Annotated in this window: 16 protein-coding genes; 4 read left to right on the forward strand and 12 right to left on the reverse strand. The window is 59.6% G+C overall.

What is annotated here, in order from left to right:
• Positions 1-4: 4 nt before the first annotated feature.
• A complete protein-coding gene (locus JQ845_RS02000; protein ID WP_003440361.1) occupies positions 5-1,105 on the reverse strand; it encodes an efflux RND transporter periplasmic adaptor subunit in 1,101 nt (366 codons plus the stop codon).
• 90 nt (positions 1,106-1,195) lie between these two features.
• On the opposite strand from JQ845_RS02000, the gene JQ845_RS02005 reads away from it, so the two are divergent.
• Positions 1,196-1,834 (forward strand): TetR/AcrR family transcriptional regulator, encoded by a 639-nt coding sequence (locus tag JQ845_RS02005; protein ID WP_037001390.1) that lies wholly within the window; start codon positions 1,196-1,198, stop codon positions 1,832-1,834.
• Between the two features lie 89 nt (positions 1,835-1,923).
• On the opposite strand, the gene JQ845_RS02010 is transcribed toward JQ845_RS02005, so the two are convergent.
• Positions 1,924-2,706, reverse strand: coding sequence for a class I SAM-dependent methyltransferase (locus JQ845_RS02010; protein ID WP_003440357.1), 783 nt, complete (start codon positions 2,704-2,706; stop codon positions 1,924-1,926).
• 93 nt (positions 2,707-2,799) lie between these two features.
• Here JQ845_RS02010 and JQ845_RS02015 point away from each other — a divergent pair, with 93 nt between their 5' ends.
• On the forward strand, positions 2,800-3,420 hold the full coding sequence (locus tag JQ845_RS02015; protein WP_203008064.1) for an energy transducer TonB: 621 nt from the start codon (positions 2,800-2,802) through the stop codon (positions 3,418-3,420).
• Here the strand turns inward: JQ845_RS02015 and JQ845_RS02020 are convergent.
• The 5 genes from JQ845_RS02020 to ppc all read right to left on the reverse strand — a co-directional run bounded on the left by JQ845_RS02020 (position 3,417) and on the right by ppc (position 9,061).
• Positions 3,417-4,280, reverse strand: coding sequence for a DUF72 domain-containing protein (locus JQ845_RS02020; protein WP_003440353.1), 864 nt, complete (start codon positions 4,278-4,280; stop codon positions 3,417-3,419). The two genes, JQ845_RS02015 and JQ845_RS02020, sit on opposite strands and share 4 nt — an antisense overlap.
• 4 nt (positions 4,281-4,284) lie before the next feature.
• Positions 4,285-4,581 carry a hypothetical protein gene (locus JQ845_RS02025; protein WP_203008066.1) on the reverse strand — a complete coding sequence of 99 codons (297 nt, stop codon included), beginning with the start codon at positions 4,579-4,581 and terminating at the stop codon, positions 4,285-4,287.
• 144 nt (positions 4,582-4,725) lie between these two features.
• Positions 4,726-5,403 carry a tRNA (adenosine(37)-N6)-threonylcarbamoyltransferase complex dimerization subunit type 1 TsaB gene (gene tsaB / locus JQ845_RS02030; RefSeq protein WP_203008078.1) on the reverse strand — a complete coding sequence of 226 codons (678 nt, stop codon included), beginning with the start codon at positions 5,401-5,403 and terminating at the stop codon, positions 4,726-4,728.
• A 94-nt stretch (positions 5,404-5,497) separates the two neighbouring features.
• Positions 5,498-6,145, reverse strand: a complete 648-nt coding sequence (gene adk / locus JQ845_RS02035) for an adenylate kinase (protein WP_003440349.1) — start codon at positions 6,143-6,145, stop codon at positions 5,498-5,500.
• 285 nt (positions 6,146-6,430) lie between these two features.
• Entirely contained in the window at positions 6,431-9,061 is a 2,631-nt protein-coding gene (gene ppc / locus JQ845_RS02040) for a phosphoenolpyruvate carboxylase (protein ID WP_010655974.1), read from the reverse strand.
• A 271-nt stretch (positions 9,062-9,332) separates the two neighbouring features.
• Between ppc and JQ845_RS02045 the strand changes: the two genes are divergently transcribed.
• Together JQ845_RS02045 and JQ845_RS02050 are read left to right on the forward strand one after the other, a co-directional pair.
• Positions 9,333-9,746 (forward strand): DUF4398 domain-containing protein, encoded by a 414-nt coding sequence (locus JQ845_RS02045; protein ID WP_003440344.1) that lies wholly within the window; start codon positions 9,333-9,335, stop codon positions 9,744-9,746.
• A 64-nt stretch (positions 9,747-9,810) separates the two neighbouring features.
• Positions 9,811-10,590 carry an OmpA family protein gene (locus JQ845_RS02050; RefSeq protein WP_003440342.1) on the forward strand — a complete coding sequence of 260 codons (780 nt, stop codon included), beginning with the start codon at positions 9,811-9,813 and terminating at the stop codon, positions 10,588-10,590.
• Positions 10,591-10,691: 101 nt separating this feature from the next.
• Here JQ845_RS02050 and JQ845_RS02055 read toward each other — a convergent pair whose 3' ends face one another.
• The 5 genes from JQ845_RS02055 to JQ845_RS02075 all read right to left on the reverse strand — a co-directional run bounded on the left by JQ845_RS02055 (position 10,692) and on the right by JQ845_RS02075 (position 14,633).
• Positions 10,692-11,012 (reverse strand): hypothetical protein, encoded by a 321-nt coding sequence (locus JQ845_RS02055; protein ID WP_010655975.1) that lies wholly within the window; start codon positions 11,010-11,012, stop codon positions 10,692-10,694.
• On the reverse strand, positions 11,009-11,920 hold the full coding sequence (locus tag JQ845_RS02060) for an alpha/beta hydrolase (RefSeq protein WP_127196019.1): 912 nt from the start codon (positions 11,918-11,920) through the stop codon (positions 11,009-11,011). The genes JQ845_RS02055 and JQ845_RS02060 overlap by 4 nt, the downstream gene beginning before the upstream one ends.
• A 126-nt stretch (positions 11,921-12,046) precedes the next feature.
• On the reverse strand, positions 12,047-13,324 hold the full coding sequence (locus JQ845_RS02065) for a flavohemoglobin expression-modulating QEGLA motif protein (RefSeq protein ID WP_003440336.1): 1,278 nt from the start codon (positions 13,322-13,324) through the stop codon (positions 12,047-12,049).
• Positions 13,325-13,355: 31 nt separating this feature from the next.
• On the reverse strand, positions 13,356-13,904 hold the full coding sequence (locus JQ845_RS02070) for a hypothetical protein (RefSeq protein ID WP_003440333.1): 549 nt from the start codon (positions 13,902-13,904) through the stop codon (positions 13,356-13,358).
• A gap of 12 nt (positions 13,905-13,916) precedes the next feature.
• Positions 13,917-14,633: a TetR/AcrR family transcriptional regulator gene (locus JQ845_RS02075; protein ID WP_003440331.1), complete on the reverse strand. Its 717-nt coding sequence runs from the start codon at positions 14,631-14,633 to the stop codon at positions 13,917-13,919.
• Positions 14,634-14,734 lie beyond the last annotated feature (101 nt).

Raw genomic sequence — 14,734 nt, forward strand, 5'->3', positions numbered from 1 at the left:
GGGATTACTCCTTCACCGCAACATTGATCGTTCGGTTGGAGCGATCAACCGGCCGCACTTGCTGCCCAGGATGCAACACGTGCACCCCGGCCGAGACAATCCAGTCGTCAGCCTTGAGACCTTCAAGCACCGGCACGTTTTTCTCGCCAAAGGGCCCGGTACGCACGGGAACCTGCTCCAGCTTGTTGCCCGGGCCGACACGCCAGACATAGGTCGCGCCATTTTCAGCGCTCAATGCCGACAGCGGCACCGACAACGGGCTCACGCCTTCGCTTTGAATAAAGACCCGGGCACTTTGCCCCAGCTCGGCCGGCACCTTGCCGGAAGTGAAGGCGATACGGGCGGCAAAGGTCCGCGACCGGGGATCAGCCGCAGGCGACAGTTCGCGAATGCGCCCGCTGAAGCGTTGATCGGGCTGCGACCACAGTTCAACCGAAACCGGCAGGCCAATTTTGAAGCGGCCGAAGGCTTGCTCCGGCAAGCTGATCAGCACTTCACGCTCGCCGTCGGCAGCCAGGGTAAACACCGTTTGCCCTGCGGCCACGACCTGGCCGACCTCAACCTGGCGCTGGGCGATCACCCCGTCCTGGGGCGCGCGCAACACGGCGTAGCTGGCCTGATTGCTGGCCACGTCCTGCTCGGCCTTGAGCTGCTGGAGCCGGGCTTCACCCGAGCGATAGAGGTTTTCGGCATTGTCGAACTGCGAACGGCTGACCATCTGCCGGTCGAGCAGGGTTTTGTAGCGGTCACGCTCCGCTCGCACCAGATTCAGGTTGGCCTGCCCCGCTGCAACCTGGGCCCGGGTCGCCTCCAGTTGCAGGCGCACATCTTGCGGGTCCAGCTCAGCCAGCGGCTGATTGGCCTTGACCCGCTCACCTTCATCCACCAGCCGCCGGGTCACTTTGCCACCAATGCGGAACGCCAGTTGCGGATCGAACCGGGCCCGGACTTCACCCGGATAGCTTTGGCTCGCCAGCGCAGAAGGCTGTGGCTGCTCCACCATTGCCGGGCTGATGCTGATTTGAGCAGGCTCTTCATGGCCGCACGCGGATAACAAAAACACCAGACACACAGGCACAGCGCGGGGCAAGGCATGGCGCAACATGGAGATGACCTTTCGCTAATAGGGCTTGGAATATTTATACTGGGCGGCATGTTATTAATACCAAACTCACCAGTCCAGTAATAAACGAGAATGTCTGACAATCCTTTACCCCCCAATGCGCTCGGGCGTCCCAAGGACATGGCAAAACGCCAGGCGATCCTTGACGCGGCGAAAACCCTGTTTCTGACCAAGGGCTATGCCAGCACCAGCATGGACGCGGTCGCAGGCCTGGCAGGCGTGTCAAAACTCACCGTCTACAGCCATTTCACCGACAAAGAGACGCTCTTTTCTTCGGCGATCATGGCCAAGTGCACAGATCAGTTGCCGGAATTGTTTTTTGAATTGCCTGGCGGCGCACCGGTCGAGGCGGTGCTGCTGAACATTGCCCGGGGTTTCCACAGCCTGATAAACAGCCAGGAGTCACTCAACCTGCATCGGCTGATGATGACCCAAGGCAGCCAGGACCCTAAGTTGTCGCAAATTTTCTTTGAGGCGGGGCCGGAGCGAGTGGTGCTGGAGATGGAGCGTCTGCTGGGAAAAATCCACCGCACCGGTGAATTGCAGATTGATCAGCCGCACTACGCAGCGGAGCACTTCTTTTGCATGCTCAAGGGCTCACCCAATTTTCGCCTGCTCTATGGCTGCGGCGAGCCGCTGGACGATGCGGGCGCCGAGGCGCACGTGCAGGAAGTGGTGGGGGTTTTCATGCGCGCGTATCGCCCGCTCTGATCAAACCGCCCCTGTAGGCGCGAGCTTGTCTCGCGATCTCTTGCGCTTGAAAGATCGTGAGCAAGTTCGCTCCTGCTGGAAGATCGGGGTCAGGGCTTTAGCGCTTTCTTCGGATAAATATCGTAACGGCTCGACTTGCCGTCCAGCGCATGGCTCGGCTTGGGCCCGGCAATGCACGGTGCCTTGCGCGGGCGCTTGACCACTACCCGGTGGCTGGCCAGCGCCAACGCCGCTTCAAGCAGGGCCGGAGCATCATTGTCATCACCCACCAATGGCCGGAACAGGCGCATTTCCTTCTTCACCAAGGCTGTTTTCTCACGGTGCGGAAACATAGGGTCGAGGTAGATGACTTGCGGCGGCTCGCCTTCCCAGTTGCGCATCACCTCAATCGAGTTGCCCTTGAGCAAGTGCATGCGTGACACGATCGGCGCCACCTCAAAGTCGTCCAGGCCGCGGGCCAGGCCATCTTCAAGTAGCGCTCCGATCAGCGGCTGACGTTCGATCAGGCTCATTTCACAACCCAGGCTCGCCAGCACGAACGCGTCTTTGCCCAAACCCGCCGTGGCGTCCAGTACCCGCGGACGCACGCCCTGCTGTACGCCGACCGCCTTGGCAATCATCTGCCCCGTACCGCCACCAAACAAACGTCGATGGGCCGCCCCTCCCTCTACAAAGTCGACCCGCACCGGGCCCGGGGCGTCCGGCCCCAGTTGTTGCAGCTGCAACCCCTGCGCGCCCACTTGCAAGGCGAACTCAGCCTCGGGCTCGGCCAGAGGCAGACCCAGACGTTCAGCCCATTGCCCGGCCAGGGCCTGATAGGCCTCGCCCAATGCTTCGACTTTGATACGACAGCCTGCTGCTTGCTCACTCATCTAAAAACACGCTCAAAAATTTAATGATCGGCAAAGGCTGCCGATAAATGAAATATCCGGCATTTTGCCAGAGCCGGGCGTCGACCGAGAGCTATGTCAGACATTCATTGCACATCCATCGGCTTTATCGCCCCAATTGGCGACTTTGGCCGGCACAATTCGCAGATCACGGGTAGCGTCAACCACCTGTGGAAGGACTTTTACGCCCAGGCATTGGCCGAACAATGCGCGACGTCGGAGTTCCCTGCGATTGAAGCAACCCCGCAGGCCCTGGAGGAGCAGGTTGAGCCCCGGGATGGCAGCGACCTGCTGGGCAATATCGTGACCCAGCGACATTGCCAGGTGCAGGACACCGAACTGCAGCCCCCTGAAGCGTTGTTTTTACCGATTGCCGAGTTCGATCCGGATTTACTGCCACCGCCCGCCACACCCTTTGCCGCAGAACAAGTGAGTGCACAGCAGCATCAACAGGACTTCGAAACCACCTGGGTACGCCCGAGGGTTATGGCTTTCGGCCATCCGCTGCCTGATCCGGGCCCGGGGCCTGAACCACGGCCGTTGCATCTGCCGATTGCCGAGTTTGAAATGGACTTGCTCGACAAGCCTGCCGAGCCGTTCGACCCCCTGATCCTGATCGAGCAACAACGGGCCATGGACTTCGATCTTGGCTGGGCCAGACCATTGGTCATCAACAATATGCGCCTGGCGGCTTAAAGCAGTCCCAGTTGTTCTGTCGCCTGGGGTTGGTGCAACTCGGGTAATGCGGGCAACCCCGGTAACCTTTCGCTCAACTGCTGATGAAAGCGCCGCGCCAGTTCCGGAGCGCGGTGATTGTCCGGCGTATGAAGAAACACGTAAGGCGTGCGCCCTTCCTCGATCCAGCCCGCGACTTTGTCAATCCAGGGCACTAAATACGGGTCGTTGGCTTGCAGCTCCGGCCGGCCAATAAAACGCACTTGCGGGAATTGAGTGAAGGCTGCCGGACGGGGCGGCACCCTGGGCTTTTTTGCCTGGGCGTGGAGCACCGCCGGATCGGTCGAAGTGCAGCTGAACAGCGCCCGCGGATCCAGGCAAATACGCTCAACCCCGCGATCTTTGAGCAAGCGATTGAGCAAGCGTTCGCTATCCCCTTTGGCGAAGAACTCAGGGTGGCGCACTTCCACCGCTAACGGGCGCTCCAGAGCGTCCATGAAGCTCGCCAGCTCCGCCAGACGCTGAGGCCCGAAGCTGGCCGGGAGTTGTAGCCAAAGTGGCGCTACGCGCGCCCCAAGAGGTCGCAACAACTGCAGGAAATCTTCGGCCGCATGATTTTGTTCACGCAGATCACCGCCGTGGCTGATATCCCTGGGGAACTTGGCAGTAAAGCGAAAATGTCCGGGCAGGCTTTGTGCCCAGCGCTCGACAGTGGCTGGCGCGGGACGGGCATAGAAAGTGGTATTGCCTTCGACAGCGTTGAAGACCTGAGCGTACAGGCCCAGAAATTCCGCTGGCCGGGCATTCTGCGGGTACAGCCCTTCGCGCCAGGCGCTTTCGCTCCAGGACGGGCAACCCAGATAGTAAGGAAGATCTTTCATGGGCTCAAATGTACAGGTCCAGCACCTGCTCTTCTATTTCCCAATCGACGAAGCCGGCAGTCGTCAAATAACTGGCCAGGGCGCTGGCCGCGCTTTTGCTCATGGAGCGCTGGAAGATCATGTCTTGAGAACGGACGGGGAACGAGTTGATACGCTCACCTGAGGGTGGCGTGCGAGCAGTTTGGGGGGCGCTTTCAAACGTGGTTTCGCTGTCCTCCACCGACTCATCAACCAGCGCCTGATCTTTACGCTGCTTGCACTTGACGGGGTAGGACCGGGAGGAAAAGCCGTCTATGCGCATGGCTGCTTGCTCGGTAGCGATAAAGGCAATTTAGCGACGTTGGGCCAAGTAAGCAAATCCCCGCCGCCCTGCCAGATAAACCGCGTTGCCTGTATCGCTGGCAAGCCAGCGCCTACAGGGAATGGGCTGTGCTGCCTGTCCCGATCAACGCTCTGCTTTTGGAGTGGCTACCTTGTCACGCAGGTACACCGGCTGCGCCAGGTCGGCGGCGATGGCTTCACCGCGCTCCCAGGCAAAGCGGGCCAGGGTCAGCAGGTCTTCAGCATGGGGCAACATGTCCGTATCCATCGCGTAGGGTTTGACGTTCAAACGCTCGGCATAACCCCAGCCGGTCCCCGCGCCAAACCAGTCACCGCCGGCACCGGCAGGCAAGGCGGCCACTTCCGGTGGCAATACGGCTTCAGCACCCTCCAGACGCATTTCACCCGCCTGCTCGCGGTAGCAACCCCAATACACTTCGTCCATGCGCGCATCAATGGCCGATGCCACCTGGGTCGCGCCATGCTCGCGATGGGCACGCTGGGCCAATACCGCCAGGTTGGAGATCGGCAACACCGGGCGCTCCAGGGCAAAGGCCAGACCTTGCACCACGCCAATGGCAATCCGCACCCCGGTAAAGGCTCCCGGCCCGCGCCCGAAAGCAATGGCTTCGACGGCTGACAGTTCAACCCCGGCCTCAGCCAGCAGGTCTTTAATCATCGGCAACAACTTTTGCGCATGCAGGCGCGGGATCACCTCGTAGTGGCTCGTGACCTTGCCATCATGCAGCAAGGCAACAGAGCAAGCTTCAGTCGCGGTATCCAGGGCCAGCAAGGTGCTCATCGGTGTTCCCGTCAGAATTGAGAATTGAAAAAAGTGCAGCAGTATAAACAACAACAGCCCGCAAGCGGGCTGTTGTATCAGAGCAATTCGACGATCAGCTCAGCGCTTCAAGTACCTTGCCGGTGATGGCTTCAACCGAGCCTACACCTTCGATGTGGCTGTACTTAGGCTTGCCTTGAGTCTCAGCCAGGTTCTGGTAGAAGGCTACCAGCGGCTTGGTTTGCGAATGGTAAACCGACAGGCGATGACGAACTGTTTCTTCAGTGTCGTCCTTGCGCTGGATCAGCTCTTCGCCAGTTACGTCGTCCTTGCCTTCAACCTTTGGCGGGTTGTAGATGGTGTGGTAAACCCGGCCAGAGGCTTCGTGAACACGACGACCGGCAATGCGCTGAACGATTTCTTCATCGTCAACCGCGATTTCAATCACGTGATCCAGCTCGACGCCGTTTTTAACCAGTGCTTCGGCTTGCGGAATGGTGCGCGGGAAACCGTCGAACAGGAAACCGTTTTTGCAGTCTTGCTGGCTGATACGCTCTTTAACCAGATTGATGATCAGGTCATCAGATACCAGACCACCGCTGTCCATCACGCTTTTAGCGATCAGGCCCAGTTCGGTGCCGGCCTTTACCGCTGCACGCAACATGTCGCCGGTGGAGATTTGCGGGATGCCAAATTTTTCAGTGATGAACTTTGCCTGAGTACCTTTACCGGCCCCGGGAGCTCCCAGCAGAATTACGCGCATCGATATGCTCCTCAAATTTTTATTTAAATGACAACAGACTCGCCTCTTTGGGCCAATCTCAAAATCGGGTTATGGCCGTCAAAACGGCCAAGGGCTGATCAAGATACACAGCAGGCCCGGCCCACACAAGCAGGCCAAACCAGGAATAATCTCTAGCAAACGCGCACTTGCGGCCAGGTGTCGCAGCTCGCAACCCTACAATAAAGTGTCGTTCGAGCCCGGGGATCCGCAGCAAATCTTCAGCGCTCCCGGGCCCGTTGCACGACAACCCGTCTTGCTTTTGGCTTAACCGGTGTTACGCAAGCCGGCAGCAATCCCGGCCACAGTTACCAGCAACGCTTGTTCCAGAGGGCTGTCCTGGGCCGCTTGCTGGCGCCTTGAACGGGCCAGAAGTTCTGCCTGCAATAGATGAAGGGGATCTAGGTAGGTGTTGCGCAAACGGATGAACTCCAGAGTGTCCGGGCTGTGCGCCATCAATTGCGATTGACCGGTCAAACCTAGCACCACCGAACACGCCTGCGACAATAAGTCGCGCAAATGCGCACCCAATGGCAGTAGTTCCTGATCTACCAGACGCTCGTCATAGAGCCGTGCGATGTCGGCATCGGCCTTGGCCAGGACCATTTCCAGCATGTCGATACGGGTCCGAAAGAACGGCCACTGCTCGCGCATTTGTGCCAGCTGTTCGCCCTCCCCCCGTTCCAGCGCCCGGCTCAATGCGGTCTCCCAACCCAGCCATGCGGGCAACATCAGACGGGTCTGGGTCCAGCCAAAAATCCACGGAATGGCACGCAGGCTTTCAATCCCCCCTGCCCGGCGCTTGGCCGGACGACTGCCCAGCGGCAAGCGGCCCAGCTCCTGCTCGGGGGTGGACTGGCGGAAGTATTCAACGAACTGCGGATTGTCCCGCACCACTGCGCGATAAGCCTCGACCCCATCGCCAGCCAGCTCGTCCATCAGCACCCGCCAGCCCGGCTCGGGCAACGGCGGCGGCAGTAAAGTGGCTTCCAGCACTGCGGCCAGATAGAGGTTGAGATTTTGCTCGGCGATGTCCGGCAAACCGAACTTGAAGCGAATCATTTCGCCCTGCTCGGTGGTACGGAATCGCCCCGCCACAGAGCCCGGCGGCTGCGACAGAATCGCCGCATGGGCAGGACCGCCGCCACGGCCCACGGTGCCACCGCGACCATGGAACAACAACAGTTCAACCTCTTGCTCGCGGCAGATATTGACCAGTTTTTCCTGGGCCCGATATTGCGCCCAGGCCGCTGCGGTGGTGCCCGCATCCTTGGCCGAATCGGAATAACCGATCATCACTTCCTGCGGGCCATGCAGGCGTGCGCGGTACCCCGGCAACAGCAGCAGGCGTTCGATCACCGGCCCTGCATTGTCGAGGTCGGCCAGGGTTTCGAACAACGGCACCACGCGCATCGGGCGCTCCAGCCCAGCTTCTTTAAGCAGCAGTTGCACCGCCAGCACGTCAGAGGCAGCCCCCGCCATCGAGATTACATAAGAGCCCAGCGAAGCCTGCGGTGCTGCAGCCACTTCGCGACAGGTGGCCAGCACTTCGGCGGTGTCTGCCCCGGGTTTGAAGTAACCCGGCAACAGCGGTCGACGGTTGGCCAGTTCGCGGTTGAGGAAGGTCAGACGTGCATCTTCGTCCCAGTCTTCATAGCGGCCCAGGCCCAGATAATCGGTGATTTCAGTCATGGCCGAGGCGTGGCGGGCCGCATCCTGGCGTACATCGAGGCGCACCAGAAACAAGCCAAACGTCACCGCACGACGCAGGCAATCAAGTAGCGGCCCGTCGGCAATTACCCCCATGCCGCAGGCATGCAACGACTGGTAGCACAGCTGCAACGGTGCCAGCAGATCGCGGTTGTCCTGCAACACCCCGTCCGGTGCAGGCTGGGCGCTGCTCAAGGCGTTATGCGCCCAGTTGCGGGTCGCCCGCAGCCGCTCACGCAACTGCTTGAGGACCGCGCGATACGGTTCGGCGCCATCCCCGGCTACCGCCAGCAGTTCGGCAGTGGCTTGCTGCATCGACAGATCGGCGGCCAGTTTGTCGATATCACGCAGGTACAGGTCAGCCGCCATCCAGCGCGCCAGCAACAGCACTTCGCGAGTCACACTGGCGGTGACATTGGGGTTGCCGTCACGGTCGCCGCCCATCCAGGAAGCAAAACGCACAGGCGCCGCTTCCAAAGGCAAATGCAGGCCAGTGGCCGCGTGCAGCGCCTGATCGGCGTTGCGCAGCATATGCGGTACGGCTTGCCACAAAGAGTGCTCAATGACCGCGAAGCCCCACTTGGCCTCGTCCACCGGGGTGGGTCGGGTACGGCGGATTTCTTCGGTGTGCCAGGCCTCGGCTATCAAGCGTTGCAGACGCTGCTCGATCCGGGACTTTTCGGCCTGGGTCAGGTCGCGATGGTCCTGGGCAGCGAGTTGTTCGGCAATGGCATCGTACTTCTGGATCAGGGTACGGCGCGTGACTTCAGTGGGATGGGCCGTGAGCACCAGTTCGATGTCGAGACGGCCGATTTGCCGCGCCAGGGTGTCAGGGTCATGCCCTTCGTCCAGCAGCCGGGTCAGCAAGGTGGGCAGCACCAGCGACTCGAACGGTTGCGGCTGGCCTTCTTCGCGACGGTGAATCAGCTGGTATTGCTCGGCGATGTTCGCCAGGTTCAGAAACTGGTTGAACGCCCGCGCAACGGGGAGAACTTCATCGTCACCCAGGGCATCCAGAATGGCACTCAGCTCCTCGCCCGTGGTGCCGCGCCGGTCATCCTTGGCCCCTTGGCGGATACGCTCGATCTTGGCGAGAAATGCTTCGCCGTACTGGTCACGAATGGTATTTCCCAACAGTTCACCCAGCAGGTGAACATCATCGCGCAAGCGTGCATCAATATCGGTCATCAGCAATTTCTCCAGCAGATTCCGGGGACCAGCTCCTGCCCAAGAGTGCGTTGCGAGGACTGCTTTTGACAAGAGATCCCGTGCCAAAGCCTGCAAAAAACGCCTGACCAAACGGTCAGAATTTTTTAGGCAATGCGCCACCATTTAATTTGAACTATTCAAAAATCGTTCGGGTCACAGCCAATAACCATCACCTCTTGCACCTGTGTTCCAACACTCCCGTGTGATGCCTTAGTCGTGATGGAACTTGATTTTTATAAGGAGCTTCCCAATGGAGTCGAAGACCATGATGACCCGCACTGTCAAAACCAACTCGCCTCGCCTGCGCGGGCTAAAACTGGCCGCGCTGGCACTCGGTGCCAGCTTCGTTCTGGCCGGTTGCGCTGGCAATCCTCCGTCGGAGCAGTACGCAGTGACCCAGGCAGCGGTCAACAACGCCGTAAGCGCTGGTGGCACTGAATACGCTCCGGTAGAAATGAAGTCGGCACAGGACAAGCTCAAGCAGGCCGAGATGGCCATGCATGACAAGAACTACAAAGACGCCCGTCGTCTGTCTGAACAAGCGGAATGGGATGCCCGCGTAGCAGAGCGCAAAGCCCAGGCCGCAAAAGCCGAGAAGGCCGTACAGGATGCTCAGAAAGCCGTCCAGGAACTGCGTCAGGAAGGTATGCGCAGCGTTCAATAAGCGCTGCCCCTTTTTGCCTCTGGCCCAGACACAGCATTCCTAATCGATATAAAGGACAAACATTATGCGTAATCAAGTACTGATCCCCGCCCTGCTGGCTCTAAGCGTTGGCCTGGCTGCATGCTCCCACCAGCCGAACGTCAACCTGGAAAATGCCCAGACCAATTTCTCGGCCCTGCAGGCCAACCCGCAAGCCACCAAGGTAGCCGCGCTGGAAACCAAGGATGCCAGCGAATGGCTGGACAAGGCGCAAAAGGCCTACATGGACAAAGAGGATGACAGCAAAGTGGACCAGCTGGCCTACCTGACCAACCAGCGGGTTGAAGTGGCCAAGCAGACCATCGCGTTGCGTACTGCTGAAAACCAGTTGAACAACTCCGCAGCGGCCCGTTCTCAAGCACTGCTGGACGCCCGTGATGCGCAGATCAAGCAACTGCAAGGCATGAACGCCAAGCAGACCGAACGCGGCACTCTGGTGACCTTCGGTGACGTGCTGTTTGATTTCGACAAGGCAAGCCTCAAGCCCAACAGCCGTGACAGCATTACCACACTGTCCAACTACCTGATCAAAAACCCGGACCGCAAGGTGATTGTTGAAGGTTATACCGACAGCAAGGGTTCGGCTTCGTACAACCAGAACCTGTCTGAACGTCGTGCCAACGCCGTCAAGGCGGCGCTGGTGCGTGCCGGGGTAGATCCTACGCGCATCGTCGCCCAGGGCTACGGCAAGGAATATCCGGTGGCTGACAACAACAGCAACTCGGGCCGTGCCCAGAACCGCCGGGTTGAAGTGACCATCTCCAACGACAACCAGCCGGTAGCTCCGCGCTCGTCGATGAAGTAAGTCTGTAAGCGCAAAATAAAAAGCCCCGCCTGAGCAATCAGGCGGGGCTTTTTTGTGAGCAACTGCAATCCTGCAGGCGCGGGCTGTTCCTGCGTTCGCTCTTAGGGTTGCGGGGCCTTCTGGACCAGACAGTGCACCGCTTGTTTCTTGTTGTTGACCAGCACCCCGGTCAGACCTTTTTGCTCGGTGTCGAACAGTACGACGATGCCATCGATGCACTGCGCCACCTGATTGGCCGGCGTCAGGGACACCTTGTAGTCCTCCCCGGGGATAGTCTTGAGCATGGTGAAGTCGCTGAGCAGCAGTGCGTCTTCTGGTTTGGCAAAGTGCAGGTAACCGTAGTACCACAGGGCTCCCACGGTGCCGATGATGGTGCAAATACCGGTAATGATCAGGGGGATGGCGTTGCGTTCTTCACTCATTGCGGGCTCTCTGCAGCATTAATCGAATCGGGTGAGGCGGGGTAATTGGGGATTTCGCCCAAGCGCCGTACGCCATTGAAGTGTTGCGGGTCATCCAGGTAACGCAGCATCACTTGACGCCAGGTCGGGTCGGCAAACGTCTGTACATGGCCGCCGCGCGTCAGTTGCAACACCTTGGGCGGGGGCGCAGCTTGATACAGTCGCAGACCATTGGAAAGCGGCACGATCGGGTCGTCCATGCTGTGGAAGATCAGCATCGGTACCCCGCCCATTTCCGGCATGGCATACACGGCGCTGTCTGCGTCGGGCACCAGCCATGACAAAGGGACTTGCAGGGGCCAGGTCAGCCACGAAGTGCTCAAGGCAAATTGCCCCACTTCACGATAGCTGGCCGGTACTCCATCGAGCACCATGGCCTTGATCCGGGCCCGCTGCTCAGGGTGCCGGCTCAGGTAATGCACACCCATCGCCCCGCCCAGGCTTTGCCCCAGCACGATCAGTGGCTGATCCCGGGTTTCGGGTTGTTGCTGCAACCACTCGAAAGCGGCGTCGATGTCCTGATAGATCGCAGGCAAACCGGGCTCGCCCGCGGACAGGCCGTAGCCACGATAATCGAGCATCAACACCTGATAACCCTGCTCGGGCATCCAGGCAGTGGCGCCCAGGTGATAGGCCAGGTTGCCGCCATTTCCATGCAGATGCAGCACCGTCCCCTTGAGCGGCACCCCGGCTTTGGCGGGCAGCCACCAGCCATGCAGGCGCGTGCCATCGGCGGCGGTGAGGGTTACATCACGATATTTCAAACCCGCGGCAGTTGGCGTAATCGGCTGGCCGGGTTCGGGGTAGAACAGCAATGAGCTGCATCCGCTGAGGGTCAACAGCAGGCAGAGGGCAGCCAGGATTTTCATCTAACAAGTCACCATTTGTAGTCGCTGCCCAAGGCTGCGATGAGGTCCGTGCGTATGGTTTTCAGAGTAACGGATTGCTTCGCACTCCTTCGCAGCCTGGGTCAGCGACTACCGGCTGTTCAAGGGTTACAGAATGTTGGAGTAATCCGCTTCAATCCGGTCCAGGCTCAGATGGTTGAGGAAGTTGGAGAAGCACATCCAGGCCGCCAGTGCGTTCATGTCACGGAACTGTTCGGGCAGGTACTTGGGCGCTACCACCAGGCCTTCATCCACCAGTTGGCGCAGGGTTCGCATGTCTTCCAGGGTGGTCTTGCCACAGAATAACAACGGTACTTGCTCCAGCTTGCCTTTACGCACGGCCAGCTGAATGTAGTTGTAAACCATGATGAAGCCCTTGAGGTAGGACAAGTCTTTGGTAAATGGCAGGCCATTTGGCACCGAGCCGCGAAAAACCCGACTGGCATTGCCATAGCTTTGCGACATTTCAAAGCCTTGCTCACGGAAGAACTCGTAAACCTGCATGAAGTCGGCGCCCTCTTCCACCATATGGATAGCGCGGGTGCGATTGGTCAGTTTGCGCAGGCGGCTCGGGTAGGAGGCAAAGGTGATGATTTCCATCAAGATCGCCAGGCCTTCCTGGGTCACCGTCGAGGATGGCGGGCCTTTGGCGAGGAAGGTGCATATCGGCTGGTTCTGCCCGTTGAGTGTAGTGCCCACATGCACCAGCCCCTCATGCACCTCCAGCGCCCGCACGTCGCGCTCGTTGAACATCGCGTCGGCGCGAATCTTGATGTAATCCGCCCCCGCCGCAGCGTCCGCAACAATACCGTCGGACTCAAATACCCGGATCGTTTCCTCGGCCTCGCCAAACACCTTGTTCAAGCGACTTTGCAGCAGGCCCACGGCATCTTTGGCGGTCAGGGTCTTGGCTTCGTCCTTGAGGTCGCCGCGCCCGTCGATGTTGTCCAGGTAATCGGACATCATCAGCCCCAGATCGGCCAGCGTCGGGTCGCCGGCATGGAAGGCGTCGGACGCAGCCCCGTACAGTTCCTGGGAAATCAGCCCGAAGTCTTCAGTGCCACGGGCTTCGAGCATGCGCACCACCATGCGGTACTCTTTGCACATGCGGCGCATGATCTGCCCGACCGGGTTGAATTGCCCCAGCTGGCGGGTGATATCGCGCTCGATGTTCTGGAACTCCAGCTTTACCGCCCCGGAGTCAAAGGACAGCGGCCGCCCCAGGTAATAGTCGCGATTGACCGCCGGCATTTCCTTGCCCTTGGCCTTGAAGAAACCCTGACGGATGCTGTCGTCCCACTTCACCGCATCCAGTACGCGGATCGGTGTTTGCGCCAGTACGATACGGTCTGACAATGTGCGAATCGTGCGCTGGTAGTCGTCCACCCGGTGCTCCTTGAATGGGCTGAATGTTGGGTTACTTGACCACACGTTGATAGCGGGCAGCTTCCACGAATACGTCGGAGTTGGCCGGATCATCCAGGTAGGCAAAGACCTTGGCCGACGGGCTGTTGATCAATGCGCCGGGGCCTTCGGCGGTTTCGATGGCGTCACCGCTCAACGCCGACTGGCCAATGGCCTGTTTGATCTGGTCCAGATCAAGATCGTAGACCACCAGTTCATTGCTGTCGGTCAGTTCAAAACCGCTCAGCGTGTAGTGGCCACCCAGCTTTGCCGGCAGCGCGGCCGATGCGTACCAGCGGCTGCCATGACGAGCGACGATGAACCTGTAGCGTTCCTGGGCCTTGGGCTCACCCGCGGGGTAGACCACTGCCTGATAGTGTTGTTTGTCGATGGCGCTGATCAACAGGTTGCGCGCCTGCCCCCAGGCATCCTTGCTGACCCATTTTCCCAGCAACTGCCGGGGCGCTGTCTCGGCCACCAGCGGTGCCTCGTTAAAGGTCACCAGACAACCGTTCAACATTAAAAACGACAGTGCCATAAGCATTACGCGCCAAGCTTTCATGCCTGCATCCTTCTATAGAGCGGCCAGTACCAAGTGCATGTAACGCGTGAGAGTAGCGAGTCGGCCAGCATCGGCCTCTGGCTGCGCACCGTTAAGCAGGTCCTGATATTCCATCCGACCGATTATCGCCGTCAAGACATTGGCGTCCTGCTGCGGTTGTTTCGAGCCCAGCACCTGTAATATCTGGCACGTACCCTGCCATAAAATCTGTTGATGAGCCCTGACCAGAACCGCCAGGCGCGGGTTGAGCAACGCCGCCTGGAGGAAAGCCTGTTCCGCCATGAGGTGCTCGCGACGGGTAAGCAACTGGTGCTGGATATAGTGGGCGGCCATGCGGGCGATTTCATCGGCCAGTTGCGCGCGCGATTGCGGGCTGCCATCGCCATAGGCCACCAGTTCACGCAGTTGGCCTTCAGTGCTCAGCCACAGCTTGGCCATAAAGGCTGCGCTGCGTTCGACATATTGGGCGAAGGTGTCATTAAGCAGGTCATCGATGTCTTTGAAGTAATAGGTGGTCGCCGACAACGGCACCCCTGCTTCAGCCGCAACCGCCCGGTGCCGCACGCCACGCACGCCGTCACGCACAACAATGCGCATGGCCGCATCGAGAATCTGCTGGCGGCGCTGCTCACTGCCGTGGCGACTGGCCTTGCGCCCTTGATACTGAACACTTTCGGCTACCGCCGTAGCGACATGCGCCGCCCCTTCTTGAGCCCTGGCTAGGTTCACGAAAGACTCCTTGTGTTGAAGACAATGGTGCCACTGACGAGACTGGATGGCTGTGGGGCCGGTTTGCCGGCGATTACATCAACTAAACACCATGTTCCCTG

Origin of the sequence: Pseudomonas paraversuta, from assembly GCF_904063065.1 — a bacterium.
GTDB lineage: Bacteria > Pseudomonadota > Gammaproteobacteria > Pseudomonadales > Pseudomonadaceae > Aquipseudomonas > Aquipseudomonas paraversuta.